The organism is Salinirubrum litoreum (assembly GCF_020567425.1).
Taxonomy (GTDB): Archaea; Halobacteriota; Halobacteria; order Halobacteriales; family Haloferacaceae; genus Salinirubrum; species Salinirubrum litoreum.
In genome coordinates, this window is the sequence record NZ_JAJCVJ010000001.1 from 380,896 (window position 1) to 397,378 (window position 16,483).

The following is a 16,483-nucleotide window of genomic DNA, read 5'->3' on the forward strand; positions in this document are numbered from 1 at the left end:
ATAAGATTCTATAGCATATAAGGTCTGGACGTTCGGTCGGAACGACACCCGCTCACGCCGGCGAGACGAACGCTTTTCCACTTGTTGTCCGTATCCTCACCTCGTGAGTCCGAGAGCGAGTCGTGGCCCGCCAGCAGACCACGACCGGGTCACCGACACCGAGAGATCCGGCGAGATCGGTCTGCTCACCGACGGTGGACGACCACGCGAGGGGAGACGACTGGCGAAGACGCCCGACGGACGACGACTGGAACTCTGGCGGGAGATAGACGCCCCCGCCGAGACCGTCTGGTCGCTGTTCACCGACACCGACTACTGGGCGGACTGGGGGCCGACGATCAGCGCGGTCGAACTCGACACGCTCGGGGGTGACACGGCCGACTCCGAGGCCGCCGACTCGACACGAATCGGCCAGGGAACGACCGGCCGGGTTCGCGTCGCGGGTGTCTGGGTTCCCTTCTCGATCACGACCTGTACCGACTGCCGCTGGACGTGGTCGGTCGCACGAATCCCCGCCACCGGCCACCGCGTCGAGTCACTCGGACCCACCCGGTGTCGCGCCGTCTTCGAGCTATCGCCACTGGCCGCCGGCTACGCTCCGGTCTGCCGGACCGCACTCCGCCGACTCGACCGCCTCGCTCGGGAGTCGACGGGCTGAGACACCACCACGTCGGTCACTGTGTGACAGCGATAGTTACAAAAGATTTACGTGGAAAGATACAGAATGGGAGTGTATGTCGTTCGACTTCGACGCCCACGAGACGCTCGCACAGCACCCGAAACTCCTCTCGGCGCTCCTGACCACCGGCGCACTGCTCTCGATGGCCGGGTCCGCCGTGGCGGTCTCCTCGTCGGTCGCCGGCCACTTCGGTCCGTAACCGGTCACTGAACGGCGTAGTCTGTCGACCACCCGAGGGTCCCGTCACGGACGACCGGCATCTCGGCTTGGGTGACGAACTCCCGAAGCGTCGCCTCGTCGACCTCGTACGTCTGACTCTCGCCTGCGACGAGTTCGTACAGACTCTCCTCGGTTACTTGCAGACTGCACATGCTTCCCATCCCCTGGTTCGTCGGGGGGTACGTCGTCACCGACAGGCGGTAGTCGTCGTCGCGTTCGTCGACGTGACAGACCGCCGGTTGCACCGTGTCGAACTGCGTCAGCGCCGCGCCGCCGTCGCCGACGACGATGTACTGGGTGCCGACGAAGCTGTGTTCTCTGACGATGTTCAGCGCAGAGCGCATCGGGAATCCGCAGTTCAGCAGTCGCGCGAGTAACTCGCCGACACCGACCGCACCGGTGTTGCTCACGTCGCTCAGGGTGACGACCCCGCCGAAACTCCCGCGTTCCAGCATGGCGAGTCCCTGCTGGTAGGAGCGACAGGCGTTCAGGAGGAAGGCGTCTACGCCGACGCGGTCGAGTGTTCGCACGTCGAGTCGCCCGTCGCGACACTCGAACCCGTTCGCGTCGATGTGGCCGATGTAGTGCAGAAAGTCGGTGTCGGTCCGCAGCACCTCCGTCAACTCGTCGGCCGACAGCGCCCGGTGATCGGTCACGGTGACGTTCGGAGCGTCACGCGATCCGTAGATGTCGTCGGTGCTGTCCAACTCTGCGGTCATCTCCTCGTCGTTGCAGACGACGGTGATGTCGATGTCGTCGGTCTTCGGGGTGCGAGCGATCCGATTGCGGTAGCCGGCGGCCACGGCCTTCGACGCGCCGACCGGACAGCCCCTGCCGGCCCACATCTGTTCCAGCGAATCGGCCGGTTCGGGCTGGACGAAACTCGGTCGGGGGTCCGCACGCCCCTCGGGGTTCGGGACGCCCTTGCTCCGCGTGAACTCGTCGATGATCGCGTTTCTCGGCGACTCGGTCGGCGTGTACGACTCCGGACAGCGGACGTGGGCGAGTTCGTTGACGACGAACGGGAGCAGTTCGGCGTTGCCCGGTACCGGTACCACGTCGCTCGTGAGTCGCCACTGCGGGAGAGTCGGTTCGACTCGCTCGTAGGGAACCGAGAGGTACGCCCGCAGTTGTTCGGGGATCGACCGGTCGTACAACGCCGGGAAGTCGAGGTCGACGACGTCGGCGATCTCCCGACGCTCGACGAGGGCCACGTCGTAGAACCCCTCGTTGCGGGTGATGCAGTCGAAGAAGAGTACGCGCTCCAGCGTCCGCGCGACGCTCGTCTCGAACCCCGCTGGCCCGTCTAGCCGGTGGGAGAATCCCGTCTCCGTCACGACGCGCGGGACACCCCCCGGCACGACCTCGGCACCGAGGTAGTGTGCCAGCGACGCCACCGTGAAGATGGCGCTCGGGTCGGGCGGCACCTCGATCCTGACGCCCGTCTCCGGGCGGACGACGCCGTCGGGGATCGACAGTTCGTCGCCGAGTTCGACCTCCGGTGGGTGGCCCCGGAGCGTCGGGTAGGAGCGCTCGGGTGAGGTCGTCTTCAGCGCCGACCCGAAGGTCGAGACCGCCCGCATCAGGTCGCGGGGTCGCTCGGTCGTCGTCACGGTCGCGGCCGGCCTGTCGTGGTACGACCGGGCCCCGAGTTCTACGCGGGCCGGCCGCCCGAAGTCGATCCGCATCGTGTCTCTCTCCTCGTCGGTCGTCACCGACAGCGGCCCGACAGCTCTGAGGTAACACTTGATCGGTGCGGACAGTTCGACGATGTACTCGCCCGCCGAGAACGACTCGTCAGGGCCGTAGCCGACCTCACTCAGCATCTCGCCGTCGGCGTTCCGAACTGGAGTGAAGACGACACTCGGCAGTGTTATCGAATCGGTGGTGAACGAGACAGCACTGCTGACCGGGAAGTAGAACCGGTCCGGATCGATCTCGGTCGGGTCGACCGGGGTCGGCGTCGAGAGCACGTAGTGGCGACGTTCGATCGGATCGTGGATTTCGATGCCGGGCTCTGGAACGCGTTCGAACGACGGTGTCTTCATCGAAACCACGTAACAGAAGTTTACCGATCCGGCGAACAAAACTGTGGTGGCTACCGCTTCGTCTTCTAAACTCTCGCCACGAGGTCTATCGCGTCTGCTCAGAGGCCGACGCCGACCGCGTAGGGCCACGGCGTCGTCGAGAGCGTGAGGAAGACGAGTGCCACGCCGAGCAGTGCGGCGTTCTTCAGGAACTGCGTCATCTCGGACTGCTGATCTTCCTCCGGAACGGCCCAGAAGTCGTGCATCAGCGGGGTCGTCACCAGGAGGAAGACGGCGATGGCTCCGGCCGCCAGCAGCGGGAACGCCCCGAGTGCGATCCCGAGGCCACCGAGTATCAACAGTCCGCCGGAGAACGGCACGGCGAGACCGGGTGCCGGGACGCCCTTCGCGCCGGCGTAGCCGACCATCGCCTCTGTGTTCTGGAAGTGGTTCAGGCCGGTGAACGCCATGACCAGACCGAACAGAAGCCGCCCCAGCAAGAACGCCAGACTGCCGCCGGCGGTGTCGAACACCATCAGTCGTCACCTCGTGGGGTCTCGCTGGTCACGTTACGGGTCGTCTCACGTCGCTCTCCTGTCGCTCCGACCGACACGGATTGTGGTTGCGTCACGTTACTTGCTTACGTAGTGCTACCTATTTATCCGTTCCCGGACATAGGAGTCACCCGGTAACACCGAAGTGAGTTGGCGAGTCGTCAGGTCCGAACACCGAAACGACCGACAGGGACTCTGAAGTCGGAGAAACGACAGGTTTAGTCCGACTCTCCTCGAACACGGTCCCGCGTACCAACGGCCGACACAGATATTAAATATATTTTATAATTCCGTAGAACGGGGCCGTCGACCACCAGTCTAACACCAGTCGATCTCTCCAGGTGGCGGTGTACCCTCCCGGCGCGACCGACCACCCGGCGTGGTTCGACAGAACGGTTTTGTAGCCGCCCGACCGTAGCGAAGGATAGATGTCATCCGAACTCTCCGAGTCCTCGGCCGGCGGCGAGGGCTTCTGTGCGGTCGCCGACGCCCTCGAACAGATCGGCTCCCGGTGGCGGCTCGTCGTCCTCAACGACCTCCAAGACGGCGAGAAGCGGTTCAACGAACTGAAGCGGTCCACCAGCGCGAACTCCCGGACGCTCTCGCGGGTGCTCGACGACCTCGGCGAGATGGGCTTCGTCGACCGACGACTGGAGGAGGACGCGCCGGTCGCGACCTACTACAGTCTGACGGCGAAGGGCGAGTCGCTCTGTCCGGTGTTCGAGGAGATCGAGTCGTGGGCCGGCGAGTGGCTCACGAAGCCGTGACGGTAGTCGGCGTCGACGGCTGTTCTGCGGGGTGGATCGCCGTGGTCCGGAGCGACGGCCGTCTCGACTGGGGCGTGTACGACTCCCTCTCGGCAGTCGTCGCCGACACCGCCCCCGACAGTCTGCTCCTCGACATTCCCATCGGCTTGCCGACTGCGGGTCGCCGAGCGTGCGACGAGGCCGCGAAAGAGCGTCTCGGCTCGCGGGCGTCGACCGTCTTCTACACGCCCGCTCGGAACGTGCTGACCGCCGACACCCACGCCGACGCCAGCGACGCCAACCGCGAGGCGACCGGTTACGGGCTGTCGATCCAGGCGTGGCACCTCGTCCCGAAGATCCGTGCGGTGGACACGTTTCTCCGGGATCACCCGGAACTGGTCGGCGTCGACGACGCCGGAGAGGACGGGCCGAGAGACCCCGACGCTGCGGTGGTCCGGGAGAGCCACCCGGAACTCTGTTTCGCCGAACTGAACGGCGGCGGCCCGATCACGGAACCGAAGTCCAGCGAGGAAGGACGCGAGGCCCGACTCGCTCTCCTCGAGGAGGTGCTACCGGAGAGTCGCAGACTGTACGACGAGGTGCTGGCGGAGACGTACCGCAAGCACGTCGCCCGCGACGACGTGCTCGACGCGCTGGTGCTCGCCGGCGTCGCGGATCGCCCACTCGACTCACTCCCGGTCGACCCGCCGCTGGACGCGGTCGGTCTCCCGATGGAGATCGTCGCACCGGCTTCACGATGAGACCGTCCCGTCGGCGTGAGTGACGTCGACGAGGTTCTACGGGGCGGGAAACTGTTCGTCCGGTCGGCCACCACGGGACGACGACGGTGCGTCTGGACGTTTGCGCGAGTAATTGACGAATATGGCCGAATTGAGAGATATATAATGGAACTTAGTGGCTGTGTATTCGCTAAGCCGAAGACTTTTACCTATGACCGGGTATTCTCGAACTGGCGCGACAGACCGTGTGATCAATCCTGTCATGTGAGCCATCAACCACCCACTGCCCGTCGCGCCCGCGGTACCCTCCGTGATCCGGGTCGGTCCAGCCGTCCGGACGGGCGTCGGCTCTGGGTCGACGGCACGGGCGTCCCCCCGTCGCCGTCGCCGACGTTCACGACTTCGAACGAACAGTCACAAGTTCTCACAGCCGTACTGTCGGCCATGTACACCGGGAAGACCGAACAGCCCTGTTGTCTCTGCGGTGATCCCGACACGGCCGCCAGACTCGACCTTCCGCCGCGTGCGGTCCAGTTGATGCAGAACGGCGATCCGATCGCGTGGCGCGACATCGTCGGGGAGGTGTCGATCCACTTCTGCCAGAGCGACTGGGACCTCGTCCGTGATCTGGTGTTGAACGTCGGCGTCAGCCCACTCTCGCGGTGTAACGTCGCCCACGCCTCCTTCGACCTCCGTGAGGACTTCGAGGCGCTGTTGAACCAGACGCGCGAGGAACCGGACCAGACCGAACTCGAGTCCCGACTGCTCGCCCAGAGCGAGGAGGTGTTAGACGCCGACGCCGACGCACTCGTCGAGGAACGCGACGTGGTCGAAGCGACCGTCGTCCGGTGGGCACTCGCGGAGTTCGATCTCCTCTCGTAACTGTCACGTCCGGCCCCGATTCGCGCGACAGTCGACGTATGCCGTCATCTGATCGGCCCTCTCGAACGTGTAAACTAACCAAATTAATATACTACTCGACAGTATCACTCGAGACACGACCAGTCTCCATGTCACGGCCCGCAGTGCTCGTCGTCGACAGGCGCGGTCGCGCCGTCGAGACGGCCGCAACCATCGACGACAGGTACCGAACCCGAACAGCCAGCACGGTCGACGCTGCCGTCGACCTCGCCGGACGGTGTGACGCCGTGCTCTTAGACGGCGCGACGCGCGCGGAGTCCGACGCGAGCGTCGTGGCCAGACTTCGCTCCGTCACTCCACTCCCGCCGGTCGCACTGCTGGTGCGAGAGCGCCCCGACGTTCCGCTCTTTCGGTCGCCGTTCGCCGACTACCTGCGACGACCAGTCACCCGAACCGATCTGTTGGACACGGTCGAGCGACTCCTCGTTCGCGGGGCGTGTGATCGGGTGCTCCGCGCGTCGTACGCGACCGCCAGACGACTCGCCACGCTGGAGACCGACCGCGAGACGGAACGCGCGGAGTACGCCGCCCTCAGAGGGCGGTTCGACCGCCAGCGCGCGCGGCTCTGTGAGCATCTCGGCGACCTCGAAACGGCGAGTTACGACGTAGCGACCCGTCACCGACGCGGCTCCGCCGCCGACCGGACCGATACCTCGCCCGCGAGCCACGACAGCGACGACCCGGCGACCGTCCGTCTCGAGACACGACGACCGGAGGTCGCGGCCGACGAGACGAAGGACCGTCCACACTGAGTCGACGCTGCTCTCTCGTCGTCGAGTGGGGAACGATTTATGTACCCGGTCCGGCGAACTCTCACCGATGTCCCTCCGTTCGGTGATCGACGGCGTCGAGGGGTCGGAGAAGACGCTGACCGTCTACGACGCGGACGACGCGCTCCTCGCGGAGCTACGGGAGTACTTCGGCTCCCAACAGGTGATCGTCGAGGAGGGGACCGCGGTCGGCGGGCCGGTCGGGTTCGCCACGCTCAGCGTGGGCGACAGACTCCTGACCGCCATCGACCTCGACGACCTCTCGACACCACTCGGCGGTGGGCGCGATCTGAACCCCGCGTTTCAGACGCTGCTCGGCCACCTGGATGGGACGACGTTCTCCTCGTACGACACCGGACAGATGGTCGCCACCTCACGAGAGATCGAAGACCGGGCGTGGCGCGCCGGCACGGGCCAACTCCACGCCGGTTTCCAGTACTTCACCGCGCTGGCGACCCAGCAGTCCGTCTACACCGACCTCGCAGAACGCGACCTCGACATCCACGTCTACGCCGCACCGGACGGGACCGAGGTGGACCTGCCGGGTGTGACGGTCCACGCGGAGTCGGTCTCGGAGATCACCGACACGTGGTTCGTCGCCTTCGACGGCGGTGACACCCCTTCGGACAAGTGCGCCCTCCTCGCCGAGGAACGGCACCCAGACGCCTACTACGGCTTCTGGACCTACGATCCCGACATCGTCGACGACATCCTCGCGCATCTCACCGAGCAGTATCCGACGGTCGTCTGAAGGGTCTCGTTCAATCGCTGTTGTGAAGACTCTCGTTCGGTCGCTCTTGTGAAGGGTCTCGTTCGGTAGCAGGTGACGGTGAACCAGTGGGGCGTGAGTCGGTGGCTCATCCAACAGTATCGACTCCTGCAACGTGCCGCCGTCGACGAGAATGGCGCGACAGTTCGTCCGCGTTCGTGTCGAGAATCGAGGTTGTAGAAAAATACAACACCTTATTACCCCGGCGTCCGTTAGCCGTCACGAAGACAGCCACCGACTGATCGACGCCTGGCAGTCGTCGGTGGGCAGTCGCCGGGCATCCAGTCTCCATGAAACAGTCCACGTTACTCGTCCTCGCCGTCGTCGCACTCCTCGTCGTGCCGGCCTCGGCGGTGGCTATCACCGAAGGCGAACCGTCTCTGAGCGTCGACCTGTCCGACAACCGCGTCACCGCCGGTCAGGTCACGGCACTCGAACTGACAGTCCAGAACAAAGGAAACATCGAACGCAGCAACAACCCCTCGCTCAACTCGCAGGTGACGACCGCGAACGGGGTTCGCATCAGTCTCTCGAAGGGTGACGCGCCGGTCACCGTCAAGACGGACACGCAGGCCATCGGCACCCTGCCACAGACCGCCCGGAGCGTCCCCTTCCGCGTCGTCGTCGACGAGGACGCAGAACCGGGCAAGTACAAACTCGACGGCCAGATTCGCTACCGCTACACGAGTCTGATCGATCCCGCCTCCGGTGCGGCACAGGAGGAGGACGCGGTCCGGCGGTTCTCCCTGACGCTGATCGTCGAGGAGGAACCCCGGTTCGAGATCGTCGAGAGCCAGTCCGACGTCGCGATCGGTGACGACGGGCCGATCACCCTGACCCTGCGGAACAACGGGACCGAGGCCGCCAGCGAGTCGGCGGTGACGATCAGATCCGGCAACGACGAACTCACCTTCGCCGGGTCAAAGACGGCACGCAGTTACGTCGGCGACTGGGCACCCGACGAGACCCGGACTCTGACGTTCAAAGGCTCGATGGCCTCCGGCGCGGAGGTCCGCCCGTACAGCCTGAACGCGACCGTCAGCTACGAGGACGGCGAGGGGGTCCCCGGTCGCTCGAAGGGACTCCAGTTCGGCGTCACGCCGCGCGGTGAGCAGACGTTCGCGGTCGAGAACGTCACCAGCAGTCTGCGCGTCGGCGAGGAGGGCACCGTCACGGGTGAGGTCGTCAACACCGGCCCGCAGACGGCGAACAACGCGGTCGTCGTGCTCTCGACGGGCAACGGGAACCTGAACGTCCGGGAGTCCGAGTTCGCCATCGGCGACATCGCCTCCGACGATCGCGCGACGTTCGCGTTCGACGTGGACGTGACCGACTCGGCGGAGGCCGGCCCGCGCCAGTTGACCGCCGAGGTCCAGTACCGGAACAGCGACGGCGATCAGCGCGTCAGTGATCCCCTCGACGTGCGTGCCGACGTGGGCGAGAAGCGCGACGAATTCGGCGTCTCGCCGGTGAACGCGACCTTCCAGGTCGGCTCCGGTGGCCAACTCGAACTGTCGGTGACCAACGCGGGCGAGGAGACCGTCTCCGACGTATCGGCGAAACTGTTCGTCGACTCGCCAGTGTCGGCCAGCGACGACGAGGCGTTCATCGACGAACTCGCGCCGGGCGAGACGCGGACGATCACCTTCGGCGTCGGCATCGCCGGCAGTGCGACCGCGAAGATCTACCCGGTCGAACTCGACTTCCAGTACACCACCGAGGAGGGTGACACGCTCGTCTCGGACACCTACAAACTCCCGGTCGAGGTCACGCCCCGGCAGGGCGGTGGCGGACTCCCCCTCCCGCTGATCGGTGGCGTCCTCCTCGTCGTCCTGCTCGGGGTCGGCGGTTACCTCTACATCCGTAGGTAACAGATGGACTACCAACGTCTCGTCGATTGGGTCGACTCGCGGATCGTCGGCAGCCCCGGCAAGGTGATCGTCGCCTTCCTGCTGGTCTCGCTCGTGTTCGCAGGCGGACTCGGCAACGTCTCGACCGAGGCCGGCACCCAGCAGTTCGCCGAGGACATCCCGGCGAACAACGCCCTGGAGGACATCAACCGGGAGTTCGGTCCGTCGTTCTCGGCGGACACCGGCAGTACCCAACTCATCCAACGAGCCGACAACGTCCTCTCGAAGAAGGAACTGCTGCGGATGCTCGAAGCCCAGAAGCGCGTCGCAGAACAGGAAGAACTGCGCGTGACGGGTACCTCCAGTGCGGCCCAGGTCGTCGCCCGGACCATCGACCCGCAGGCGACGACGCTCGGCCAGCAGATCGACGCACTCGAGGGTGCGACCCAGCGTGAGGTGGCGGCCGCAGTCCGCGCGAACGCCGACAACCCCGCGCTGACGGGCACCGTCAGCAACGACTTCAACCGTCGGTCCGCGTCGTCGTCGGCGACCATCGGCGTCGTCCAGCACACCCTCCCCTCGGGGCTCTCCGGGGGCGGCGCGGGGATGGGCGGATCGAGTCCGCTGACCGACATCCAACTCCGGATCGACCGGATCGTCGGCACCGTCGGCGGCGACATCACCGTCTTCGGGAGCGGCCTGATCGCCGACGAGTTCAGCGGCGTCATCACCGACTCACTGCTGATCGTGACGCCCGCCGCAGTGCTGTTCATCATCTTCTTCCTGATCGTCGCGTACCGTGATCTGGTCGACCTCCTCTTGGGGACGTTCTCGCTCGGGATGGCCGTGATCTGGACGTTCGGCTTCCTCGGCCTCGTGGGGATCCCCTTCAACCAGATCATGATCTCGGTCCCGCCGCTGTTGCTCGCGGTCGGGATCGACTTCGGGATCCACGCGATCAACCGGTACCGCGAGGACCGGGAGACCGGTCTCGACATCGGCGACGCGATGACTCGGACGACCGACCAACTGCTCGTGGCGTTCTTCATCGTCACGGGGACGACCGTCATCGGCTTCCTCGCCAACTTCGCGTCGGATCTCCCGCCGATCAAGGACTTCGGCCTCGTCGCGGCCGCCGGTATCGTGTTCACGTTCCTCATCTTCGGCATCTTCCTCCCCTCGGCGAAGGTGTGGGTCGACCGGAACCGCGAGCGGTTCCCGATCCCCACGTTCAGTCAGAAACCGCTCGGTGCAGAGGGCACGTCGCTCGGCCGCGTCCTGCAGGCCGGCGTCGTCGTCGCCGACAAGATTCCGGTCGGGTTCCTGCTCGTCGCGCTCCTTTTGTCTGCGGGGGCCGGGTACTACGCCACCGGCGTCGACACGACGTTCACCCAGGAGGACTTCCTGCCGCCCGAAGAGGTGCCGGCGTACCTCCAGGCGCTCCCCGAACCGTTCGCCCCGGGCGAGTACAGCGTCGTGGCGACACTGAACTTCCTCGAAGAGAAGTTCCAGACGACACAGGGCGGGAGTGTGACGATCTACGTCGAGCGCCCGATGCAACAGGACTCGGTGTTAGAGGAGATACACCGGATGGGCGACAGCCCACCCGACTCCTTCGTCCAGAGCGACGGGCGCGCCCAGTCACAGAGCATCGTCACCGTGATCCAGTCACAGGCGGCGCGTGATCCGGAGTTCCGACAGGTCGTCGCCAGAAACGACCGCGACGGGAACGGCATCCCCGACCGGAACCTGGAGACGGTGTACGACGAACTGCTCCAGACCGAGTCCCGCGACGAGGCGCTGAACTACCTCGCCGAGGACCGGCAGAGTTCGCGGGTCGTCTACTCGGTGACGGCCGACGCCTCACAGGACGAGATCACGGCCGACGGTCGGATGGTCGCAGACCGGTTCCGTGGCAGTGCCATCGCCACCGGGAACACCATCGTCTTCGCGGCTGTCTCCGACGTGATCTTCGAGTCCGCCATCGTGAGCCTCGCTATCGCCCTGTTCGGGACAGCAGTGTTCCTGCTGTTCATCTACTGGGTGCTGGAGGGCAAGCCCTCGCTCGGACTCGCCAACCTCGTGCCCATCGTCGTCGCCGTCTCGCTGGTCGCGGGATCGATGCGCGTGCTGGGCATCGCGTTCAACGCCTTCACGGCGACGATTCTCGCCCTGACCATCGGGTTGGGGATCGACTACTCGGTCCACGTCGTCCACCGGTTCATCGACGAGCGACACGAACGGCCGCTCGTCGAGGCACTGGAGGTGACGGTGCGCGGGACCGGCGGTGCGCTGCTTGGCTCGATGCTGACGACCAGTTTCGGCATCGGTGTGCTGGTGCTCGCGGTGCTCTCGGTGCTCGGGCAGTTCGGGACGCTGACGGCGCTGTCGGTCGTCTACTCGTTCCTCGTCTCCCTGCTCGTGCTCCCCTCGGCGCTGGTCATCTGGGACCGACTCGTCGGCAACGATCCGGACCGACCGATCGGTGCCGGATCGGGGCGGACGCCGCCCGACGACGACGGGAGTGACCCGATGTTCGGCCCGACGCCGGCGGCCGACGCCGAACCACGAACTGACGGCGGCGAACCGCTCGCCGACACCTGCACGGACGCCGGTGAGCAGACTGCCCTGGAGCGAGGTGGCTCCCGGTGAGCCAACACGAGGCGGTCGAGGCGCTCGAACGACTCGGTCTGTCGAACTACGAAGCACGGGTGTTCGTCGCCCTCCAGCGACTCGGCACCGGGACCGCGAAGGAAGTCCACTCGGTCGCAGACGTGCCCCGGTCGCAGGTGTACGGCGCGGCCGAAGAACTGGAAGAGCGCGGGCTGATCGAGATTCAGCGGTCGACACCCAAACGATATCGGCCGGTCAGCATCGAGACCGCGAAAGCACAGCTTCGGGCCCGACTCGAACGCGAGCAGGAGCGTGCGTTCACCTGCCTCGACGAGATTCAGCGCTCGGGCGGCGACGTGGAGTCACGCGACGACGTGTGGACAGTCCGGGGGACCGAACCCGTGACGGACCGACTCGTCGACCTCGCAGAACGCGCCGAGTCGGAACTGTTCTTCGGTGCGGCCAGTCCCGAACTCGTGCCGGACCACCTCGTCGAGACGCTCCGCCGACAGGCCGAAGCCGGGTTGTCGGTACGCGTCGTCAGCGAGTCGGCCGAGGTGCGGGACCTCTTTGCCGGCACGGAGAACGTCACGGTCGAACAGCCAGTCGAGGAGGCCCCGCGTGGGTTCACCAGTCGGTTCCTGCTGGTGGACGACAGCGCGATTCTGCTCTCGGTCGTCACCGGCGACGGCGGGCAGGTGCCGGGAACTGCCGAGGAGACGGCGATCTGGAGCGCCGACACCGCCATCGCGGCGGTGCTGTCGCTGTTCATCCGGTACGGTGTGGACGCGATTCTCGGCTGAACAGACCGTCCGGTCCGCGCCGTCCGGGAGGTCTCCGCTCGGAGTTCGTCGGATGCGGAAGGCTACGAAGTACGGTCGATTCGAAAGGGGGGAGTGGGCGACCGCGCCCTACCCGTGTGGGCCATGAAGTTCCCACGGCGTGGTCGCCCTGCCGGTCCGGGGTCTGCGACCGGCAGTCGTCCTATGCACCACAGACATATTCGACTTTCGCCCTCGTGCGGGCGACAGAAACGACCGCGAGATGCGGGGCGCTTTTCGGGTCTGCGACAGAGTTCGGTGACATACCGACCGTCGCCGTCCTGCAGACGAGCGTCGCCGACCTGGACCCAGCGGTGCTGGCCGAACAGCGCGAGTTCGTCCCCGTGTTGGACTGAGCGGTCTCCCTGTTGGTGACGTTCGAGCGGGAGCGACTCGACAACTCTCCCGCTGTTGTTCGTGTGCTCTCGTCGGTGGCGGGACTGGTGTCGAGTGTCATCGATTCGCACGATCTCGGTTCGGAGGCGTCCAGAGACGGCAAAACGTCGACACTGTTTTCCGAGAGTGAAATTCGGCTTTCTGAAAACCAAAGCTGAGTTTTCGGTTGCCAAGCTTTATGTCCGATGCGTGCGTATCTGTGGATGTCTATGAGTACCCAGAAGTCCGTCCGCAGACAGTTCGGTAGCGTCGAGTCCAGCCCCGCCCTCCGACTCGAACAGAAGAAGGTCGAACAGCTCGTCGACGCGCTGAACACCGATCTCGCGGCGACCTACGTCCTCTACCACCAGCTGAAGAAGCACCACTGGAACGTCGAGGGTGCCGAGTTCCGCGACATCCACGTCTTCCTCGGCGAGGCGGCAGGCCGCGCAGAGGAGTTCGCGGACGAACTCGCAGAGCGCGCGCAGGCGCTCGGCGGCGTCCCGATGGCCGGCGGCAAGAACTACGAGGAGCACGCACCGGTCTCGCCCGAGGGCGACGACGTGTACGACATCCGCACCTCGCTGGAGCACGACATGGAGATGTACGGCGACATCATCGAGACGCTCCGCGAGCACGTCGAACTCGCCGACAGCCTCGGTGACCCCACCACGGCCCACATGCTCCGCGAGAACCTGATCCACGTCGAGGAAGACGCGCACCACATCGAGCACTACCTCGAGGACGACAGCCTCGTGCAGGGCTGAAACGCGGGCTCCGAACTCGATTTTTTCGCGTGCTCACACGAGTAGCGACGCGACTCCCGTCCCCCACCGATCCACACGATACGTCGACGAACCCGAAACGCTAAGTCGGTCGTTGCCGGAGCAATTCCCGATTGATGCTCGTCGTCGTGTGCGGTTTACCGGGGGTAGGAAAGACGACCGTCGCGGAGTACGCCGTCGACCTGCTCGACGCCGAACTGCTCAGAACCGACGTGGTCCGGAAGGAACTGTTTCCGGACCCCGACTACACCGACGCCGAGCAGTCGGCGGTGTACGACGAACTGCTCGCGCGCGCCCGCGACCGACTCGTGGACGGTCACCCGGTCGTCCTCGACGGGACCTTCCACGCCTGCGAGTACCGCGAGCGAGCACTCGGTGTCGCCGACGCGACCGACAGCGCGGGCCACCTGCTCCGGGTCGTCGGCGACCAGTCGACCGTCGAGGACCGGATCGTCGACCGCGAGGACGACGCCAGCGACGCCGACGTTCGCGTCCACCGACACTACCGCGATCTGTTCGAAGCCCTCGAACGCGATCACGTGACGGTCGACAACTCCGGCGACCTCGATCACACCTACGACCAGATCGAGACCGCCATCGGCGTCGAACCGGCAAAGTAAACCGGCCGGGTAGCCCGTCTCAGCACCGACCCCGACTGCACCAGTGCGAACCGTGAAGTGTCACGCTAGACAACTCCGACCGTGACACGCGACTCCGCCCGCACCCTCCGATCCCGCCTCCCCGATCCGACCCTGCTCTCTCTGTTGGGACTCCTGTCGATCCCCGGGTTCCTGTTCCCGTCGCTCGCCGACCTCCAGGTCTTCGGTCTCTGCTTCCTGTTCGCACTCTGGCCGTTGGTCGGGCCACTCTTCTCGACCAGCGGCGACACCGACGACCCGACCGACTGGATCGAGTCCGGCGGCTCTGTCGGCCGGTTCCTGCTCTCGATGGTCGTCCTGCAGGTGAACGTCTTCGTCCAGTGGCAGAGTCTGCAACAACTGGTCGGACAGGTCGTGATCCTCGCCCGCCACAGGGGCCGCGTCCCGAGTCCCGAGACCTTCGAGAGCGCGGTGGAGTACCGCCTCCCCTTCGACGGCGAGTGGACCGTCGCCGCCGGGAGTCACCGACGCGACCAGTCTCACTCGTGGGGAATCCTGACCCAGCGATACGCCTACGACGTCCTCGCCACCGACGAGGCGGGCCGGACCTACCGGGCCGCCGGTGCGGACGACGCCGGAGAACCGAACGACTCGACCGACGACGCCGGAGTCAGAAGCGACCTCGAGAGCGACGCGCCGGACGACCCTGCCGACTACTACTGTTTCGACAGACCCCTCTGTGCGCCGGCGGACGGCGAGGTGGTCGTCGCCAGCGACGGTCACCCGGACCACGACCGGATCGGCTGGCTGGACTTCGATCAGCGCAGTATTCTCGGGAACCACCTCGTGATTCGTCACGCCGACTCCGAGTACTCGCTGTTCGCCCACCTTCGACAGGGGAGCGTCACGGTCGCGGAGGGGGAGTCGGTCGCCGCCGGTCAACACGTCGGCGACTGCGGCCACTCCGGTAACTCGACCGAACCGCACCTGCACTTCCACCTGCAAGACGGCGAGAACTTCTTCACCTCGGCGGGTCTGCCGATCAGGTTCACAGATGTCGAGATAGCCGAGGGACCGGCCGGCGAGTTCCGGCGTCACGACGCGGTGGCGATCAGTGCCGGGCAGCGCGTTCGACACGCCGGAACCGCAGAGGGGGAGAGCCTCCGGTCGAACTGACAGATGGCTCAGTCCCGATTCGTCTCGAACCACTCGACCGCGTAGTCCACCAACTCGGTCTGTTCCACGAGCGCCGCGTCACCGACACCGACCTCGCCCCGCCGAACCGCGTCCGGCCGAGCCGCCTCGAAGTCGTCACCCACCGAACCGAAGTCCTCGTCGTCGATGGCGATATCACTGAACTCGGCCCAGACGCGTTCGCCGTCTCGGAGGATCGGCCCACCCTGCGTCGTCTCCGCCACGTCGATGTCGGCGCGGTACTCCGCGAGGTGGAGTGACGTGTTGCGCTCGTGGCCGACACCGAGCAAGAGGACGCGCGCGTCGAGGTCGTAACACCGCGCGAGCGGCGACCCCTCGCCGAGTGAGTCGTCGTAAGAGTGCTCCGAGACGACGAACTCGGCGTCCGGGCCGAGTGCGGCGAAGGAGTGTGCCGGGTGGCGACTCCGGGTCGCCTCGGGGTAGTCACGGAACGTCTCCGGAATCGCCCCCATTCCGCGCGTCGGCGTGATCTCCGGGCGGTAGGCCGGCATCGTCTCCCGGATGGCCCCCTCCCAGTCGTCCGGGACCGACGGGTTCTGCCAGTCGGCGGGGTCGGAGAAGTCGGTGGAGTGTGTCGGACAGACGACCGTCCCCGACTCGCCGACCGCGTCGAGAAGCGCGTCCACGACCGCGACCGGGCCGCCGGAGACCCACCCCAGCGAGGAGAGCGAGGAGTGGACGAGGAGCGTGTCGCCCGACTCGACGCCGAGGTCGCGCAGGTCGGTGACGAGTCGGTCGGTCGTGATCGGATCGGGCGACTGTTCCTCGGGACGGGGTCGGTCTGTCATGCTCGACCGACC

Annotated in this window: 16 protein-coding genes; 13 read left to right on the forward strand and 3 right to left on the reverse strand. The window is 66.0% G+C overall.

Annotated elements, in window-relative coordinates; all coding sequences use genetic code 11:
• Nucleotides 1–103: 103 nt before the first annotated feature.
• Both LI337_RS01785 and LI337_RS01790 read left to right on the forward strand, forming a co-directional pair.
• Nucleotides 104–658 (forward strand): SRPBCC family protein, encoded by a 555-nt coding sequence (locus tag LI337_RS01785; protein WP_345777721.1) that lies wholly within the window; start codon nucleotides 104–106, stop codon nucleotides 656–658.
• A 76-nt stretch (nucleotides 659–734) separates the two neighbouring features.
• A complete protein-coding gene (locus LI337_RS01790; protein WP_227228001.1) occupies nucleotides 735–878 on the forward strand; it encodes a DUF7503 family protein in 144 nt (47 codons plus the stop codon).
• A gap of 4 nt (nucleotides 879–882) precedes the next feature.
• Here LI337_RS01790 and LI337_RS01795 read toward each other — a convergent pair whose 3' ends face one another.
• Together LI337_RS01795 and LI337_RS01800 are read right to left on the reverse strand one after the other, a co-directional pair.
• Nucleotides 883–2,946, reverse strand: a complete 2,064-nt coding sequence (locus tag LI337_RS01795) for a hypothetical protein (protein ID WP_227228002.1) — start codon at nucleotides 2,944–2,946, stop codon at nucleotides 883–885.
• Between the two features lie 98 nt (nucleotides 2,947–3,044).
• Nucleotides 3,045–3,461: a DoxX family membrane protein gene (locus LI337_RS01800; RefSeq protein WP_227228003.1), complete on the reverse strand. Its 417-nt coding sequence runs from the start codon at nucleotides 3,459–3,461 to the stop codon at nucleotides 3,045–3,047.
• Between the two features lie 446 nt (nucleotides 3,462–3,907).
• On the opposite strand from LI337_RS01800, the gene LI337_RS01805 reads away from it, so the two are divergent.
• The 11 genes from LI337_RS01805 (at nucleotide 3,908) to LI337_RS01855 (ending at nucleotide 15,644) form a co-directional block, all read left to right on the forward strand.
• A complete protein-coding gene (locus LI337_RS01805; RefSeq protein ID WP_227228004.1) occupies nucleotides 3,908–4,246 on the forward strand; it encodes a winged helix-turn-helix transcriptional regulator in 339 nt (112 codons plus the stop codon).
• Nucleotides 4,228–4,986 (forward strand): DUF429 domain-containing protein, encoded by a 759-nt coding sequence (locus LI337_RS01810; RefSeq protein WP_227228005.1) that lies wholly within the window; start codon nucleotides 4,228–4,230, stop codon nucleotides 4,984–4,986. Before LI337_RS01805 ends, LI337_RS01810 begins: the two co-directional genes overlap by 19 nt.
• Before the next feature lie 423 nt (nucleotides 4,987–5,409).
• Nucleotides 5,410–5,847: a DUF7960 family protein gene (locus LI337_RS01815; RefSeq protein WP_227228006.1), complete on the forward strand. Its 438-nt coding sequence runs from the start codon at nucleotides 5,410–5,412 to the stop codon at nucleotides 5,845–5,847.
• Nucleotides 5,848–5,975: 128 nt separating this feature from the next.
• Nucleotides 5,976–6,638, forward strand: coding sequence for a HalX domain-containing protein (locus LI337_RS01820; protein ID WP_227228007.1), 663 nt, complete (start codon nucleotides 5,976–5,978; stop codon nucleotides 6,636–6,638).
• 67 nt (nucleotides 6,639–6,705) lie between these two features.
• Nucleotides 6,706–7,407, forward strand: coding sequence for a DICT sensory domain-containing protein (locus LI337_RS01825; RefSeq protein ID WP_227228008.1), 702 nt, complete (start codon nucleotides 6,706–6,708; stop codon nucleotides 7,405–7,407).
• Nucleotides 7,408–7,715: 308 nt separating this feature from the next.
• On the forward strand, nucleotides 7,716–9,296 hold the full coding sequence (locus LI337_RS01830; protein ID WP_227228009.1) for a COG1361 S-layer family protein: 1,581 nt from the start codon (nucleotides 7,716–7,718) through the stop codon (nucleotides 9,294–9,296).
• A 3-nt stretch (nucleotides 9,297–9,299) separates the two neighbouring features.
• Entirely contained in the window at nucleotides 9,300–11,927 is a 2,628-nt protein-coding gene (locus LI337_RS01835) for an efflux RND transporter permease subunit (RefSeq protein ID WP_227228010.1), read from the forward strand.
• Complete coding sequence (locus LI337_RS01840; protein ID WP_227228011.1) at nucleotides 11,924–12,691, forward strand: TrmB family transcriptional regulator; 768 nt, start codon at nucleotides 11,924–11,926, stop codon at nucleotides 12,689–12,691. Before LI337_RS01835 ends, LI337_RS01840 begins: the two co-directional genes overlap by 4 nt.
• Before the next feature lie 623 nt (nucleotides 12,692–13,314).
• On the forward strand, nucleotides 13,315–13,851 hold the full coding sequence (dpsA, locus tag LI337_RS01845) for a DNA starvation/stationary phase protection protein DpsA (RefSeq protein WP_227228012.1): 537 nt from the start codon (nucleotides 13,315–13,317) through the stop codon (nucleotides 13,849–13,851).
• Nucleotides 13,852–13,985: 134 nt separating this feature from the next.
• Nucleotides 13,986–14,489 (forward strand): P-loop nucleotide/nucleoside kinase family protein, encoded by a 504-nt coding sequence (locus tag LI337_RS01850; protein ID WP_227228013.1) that lies wholly within the window; start codon nucleotides 13,986–13,988, stop codon nucleotides 14,487–14,489.
• Between the two features lie 81 nt (nucleotides 14,490–14,570).
• Nucleotides 14,571–15,644 carry a M23 family metallopeptidase gene (locus LI337_RS01855; RefSeq protein WP_227228014.1) on the forward strand — a complete coding sequence of 358 codons (1,074 nt, stop codon included), beginning with the start codon at nucleotides 14,571–14,573 and terminating at the stop codon, nucleotides 15,642–15,644.
• A gap of 8 nt (nucleotides 15,645–15,652) precedes the next feature.
• Here LI337_RS01855 and LI337_RS01860 read toward each other — a convergent pair whose 3' ends face one another.
• Nucleotides 15,653–16,471 carry an AAC(3) family N-acetyltransferase gene (locus LI337_RS01860; protein WP_227228015.1) on the reverse strand — a complete coding sequence of 273 codons (819 nt, stop codon included), beginning with the start codon at nucleotides 16,469–16,471 and terminating at the stop codon, nucleotides 15,653–15,655.
• Nucleotides 16,472–16,483: the final 12 nt, after the last annotated feature.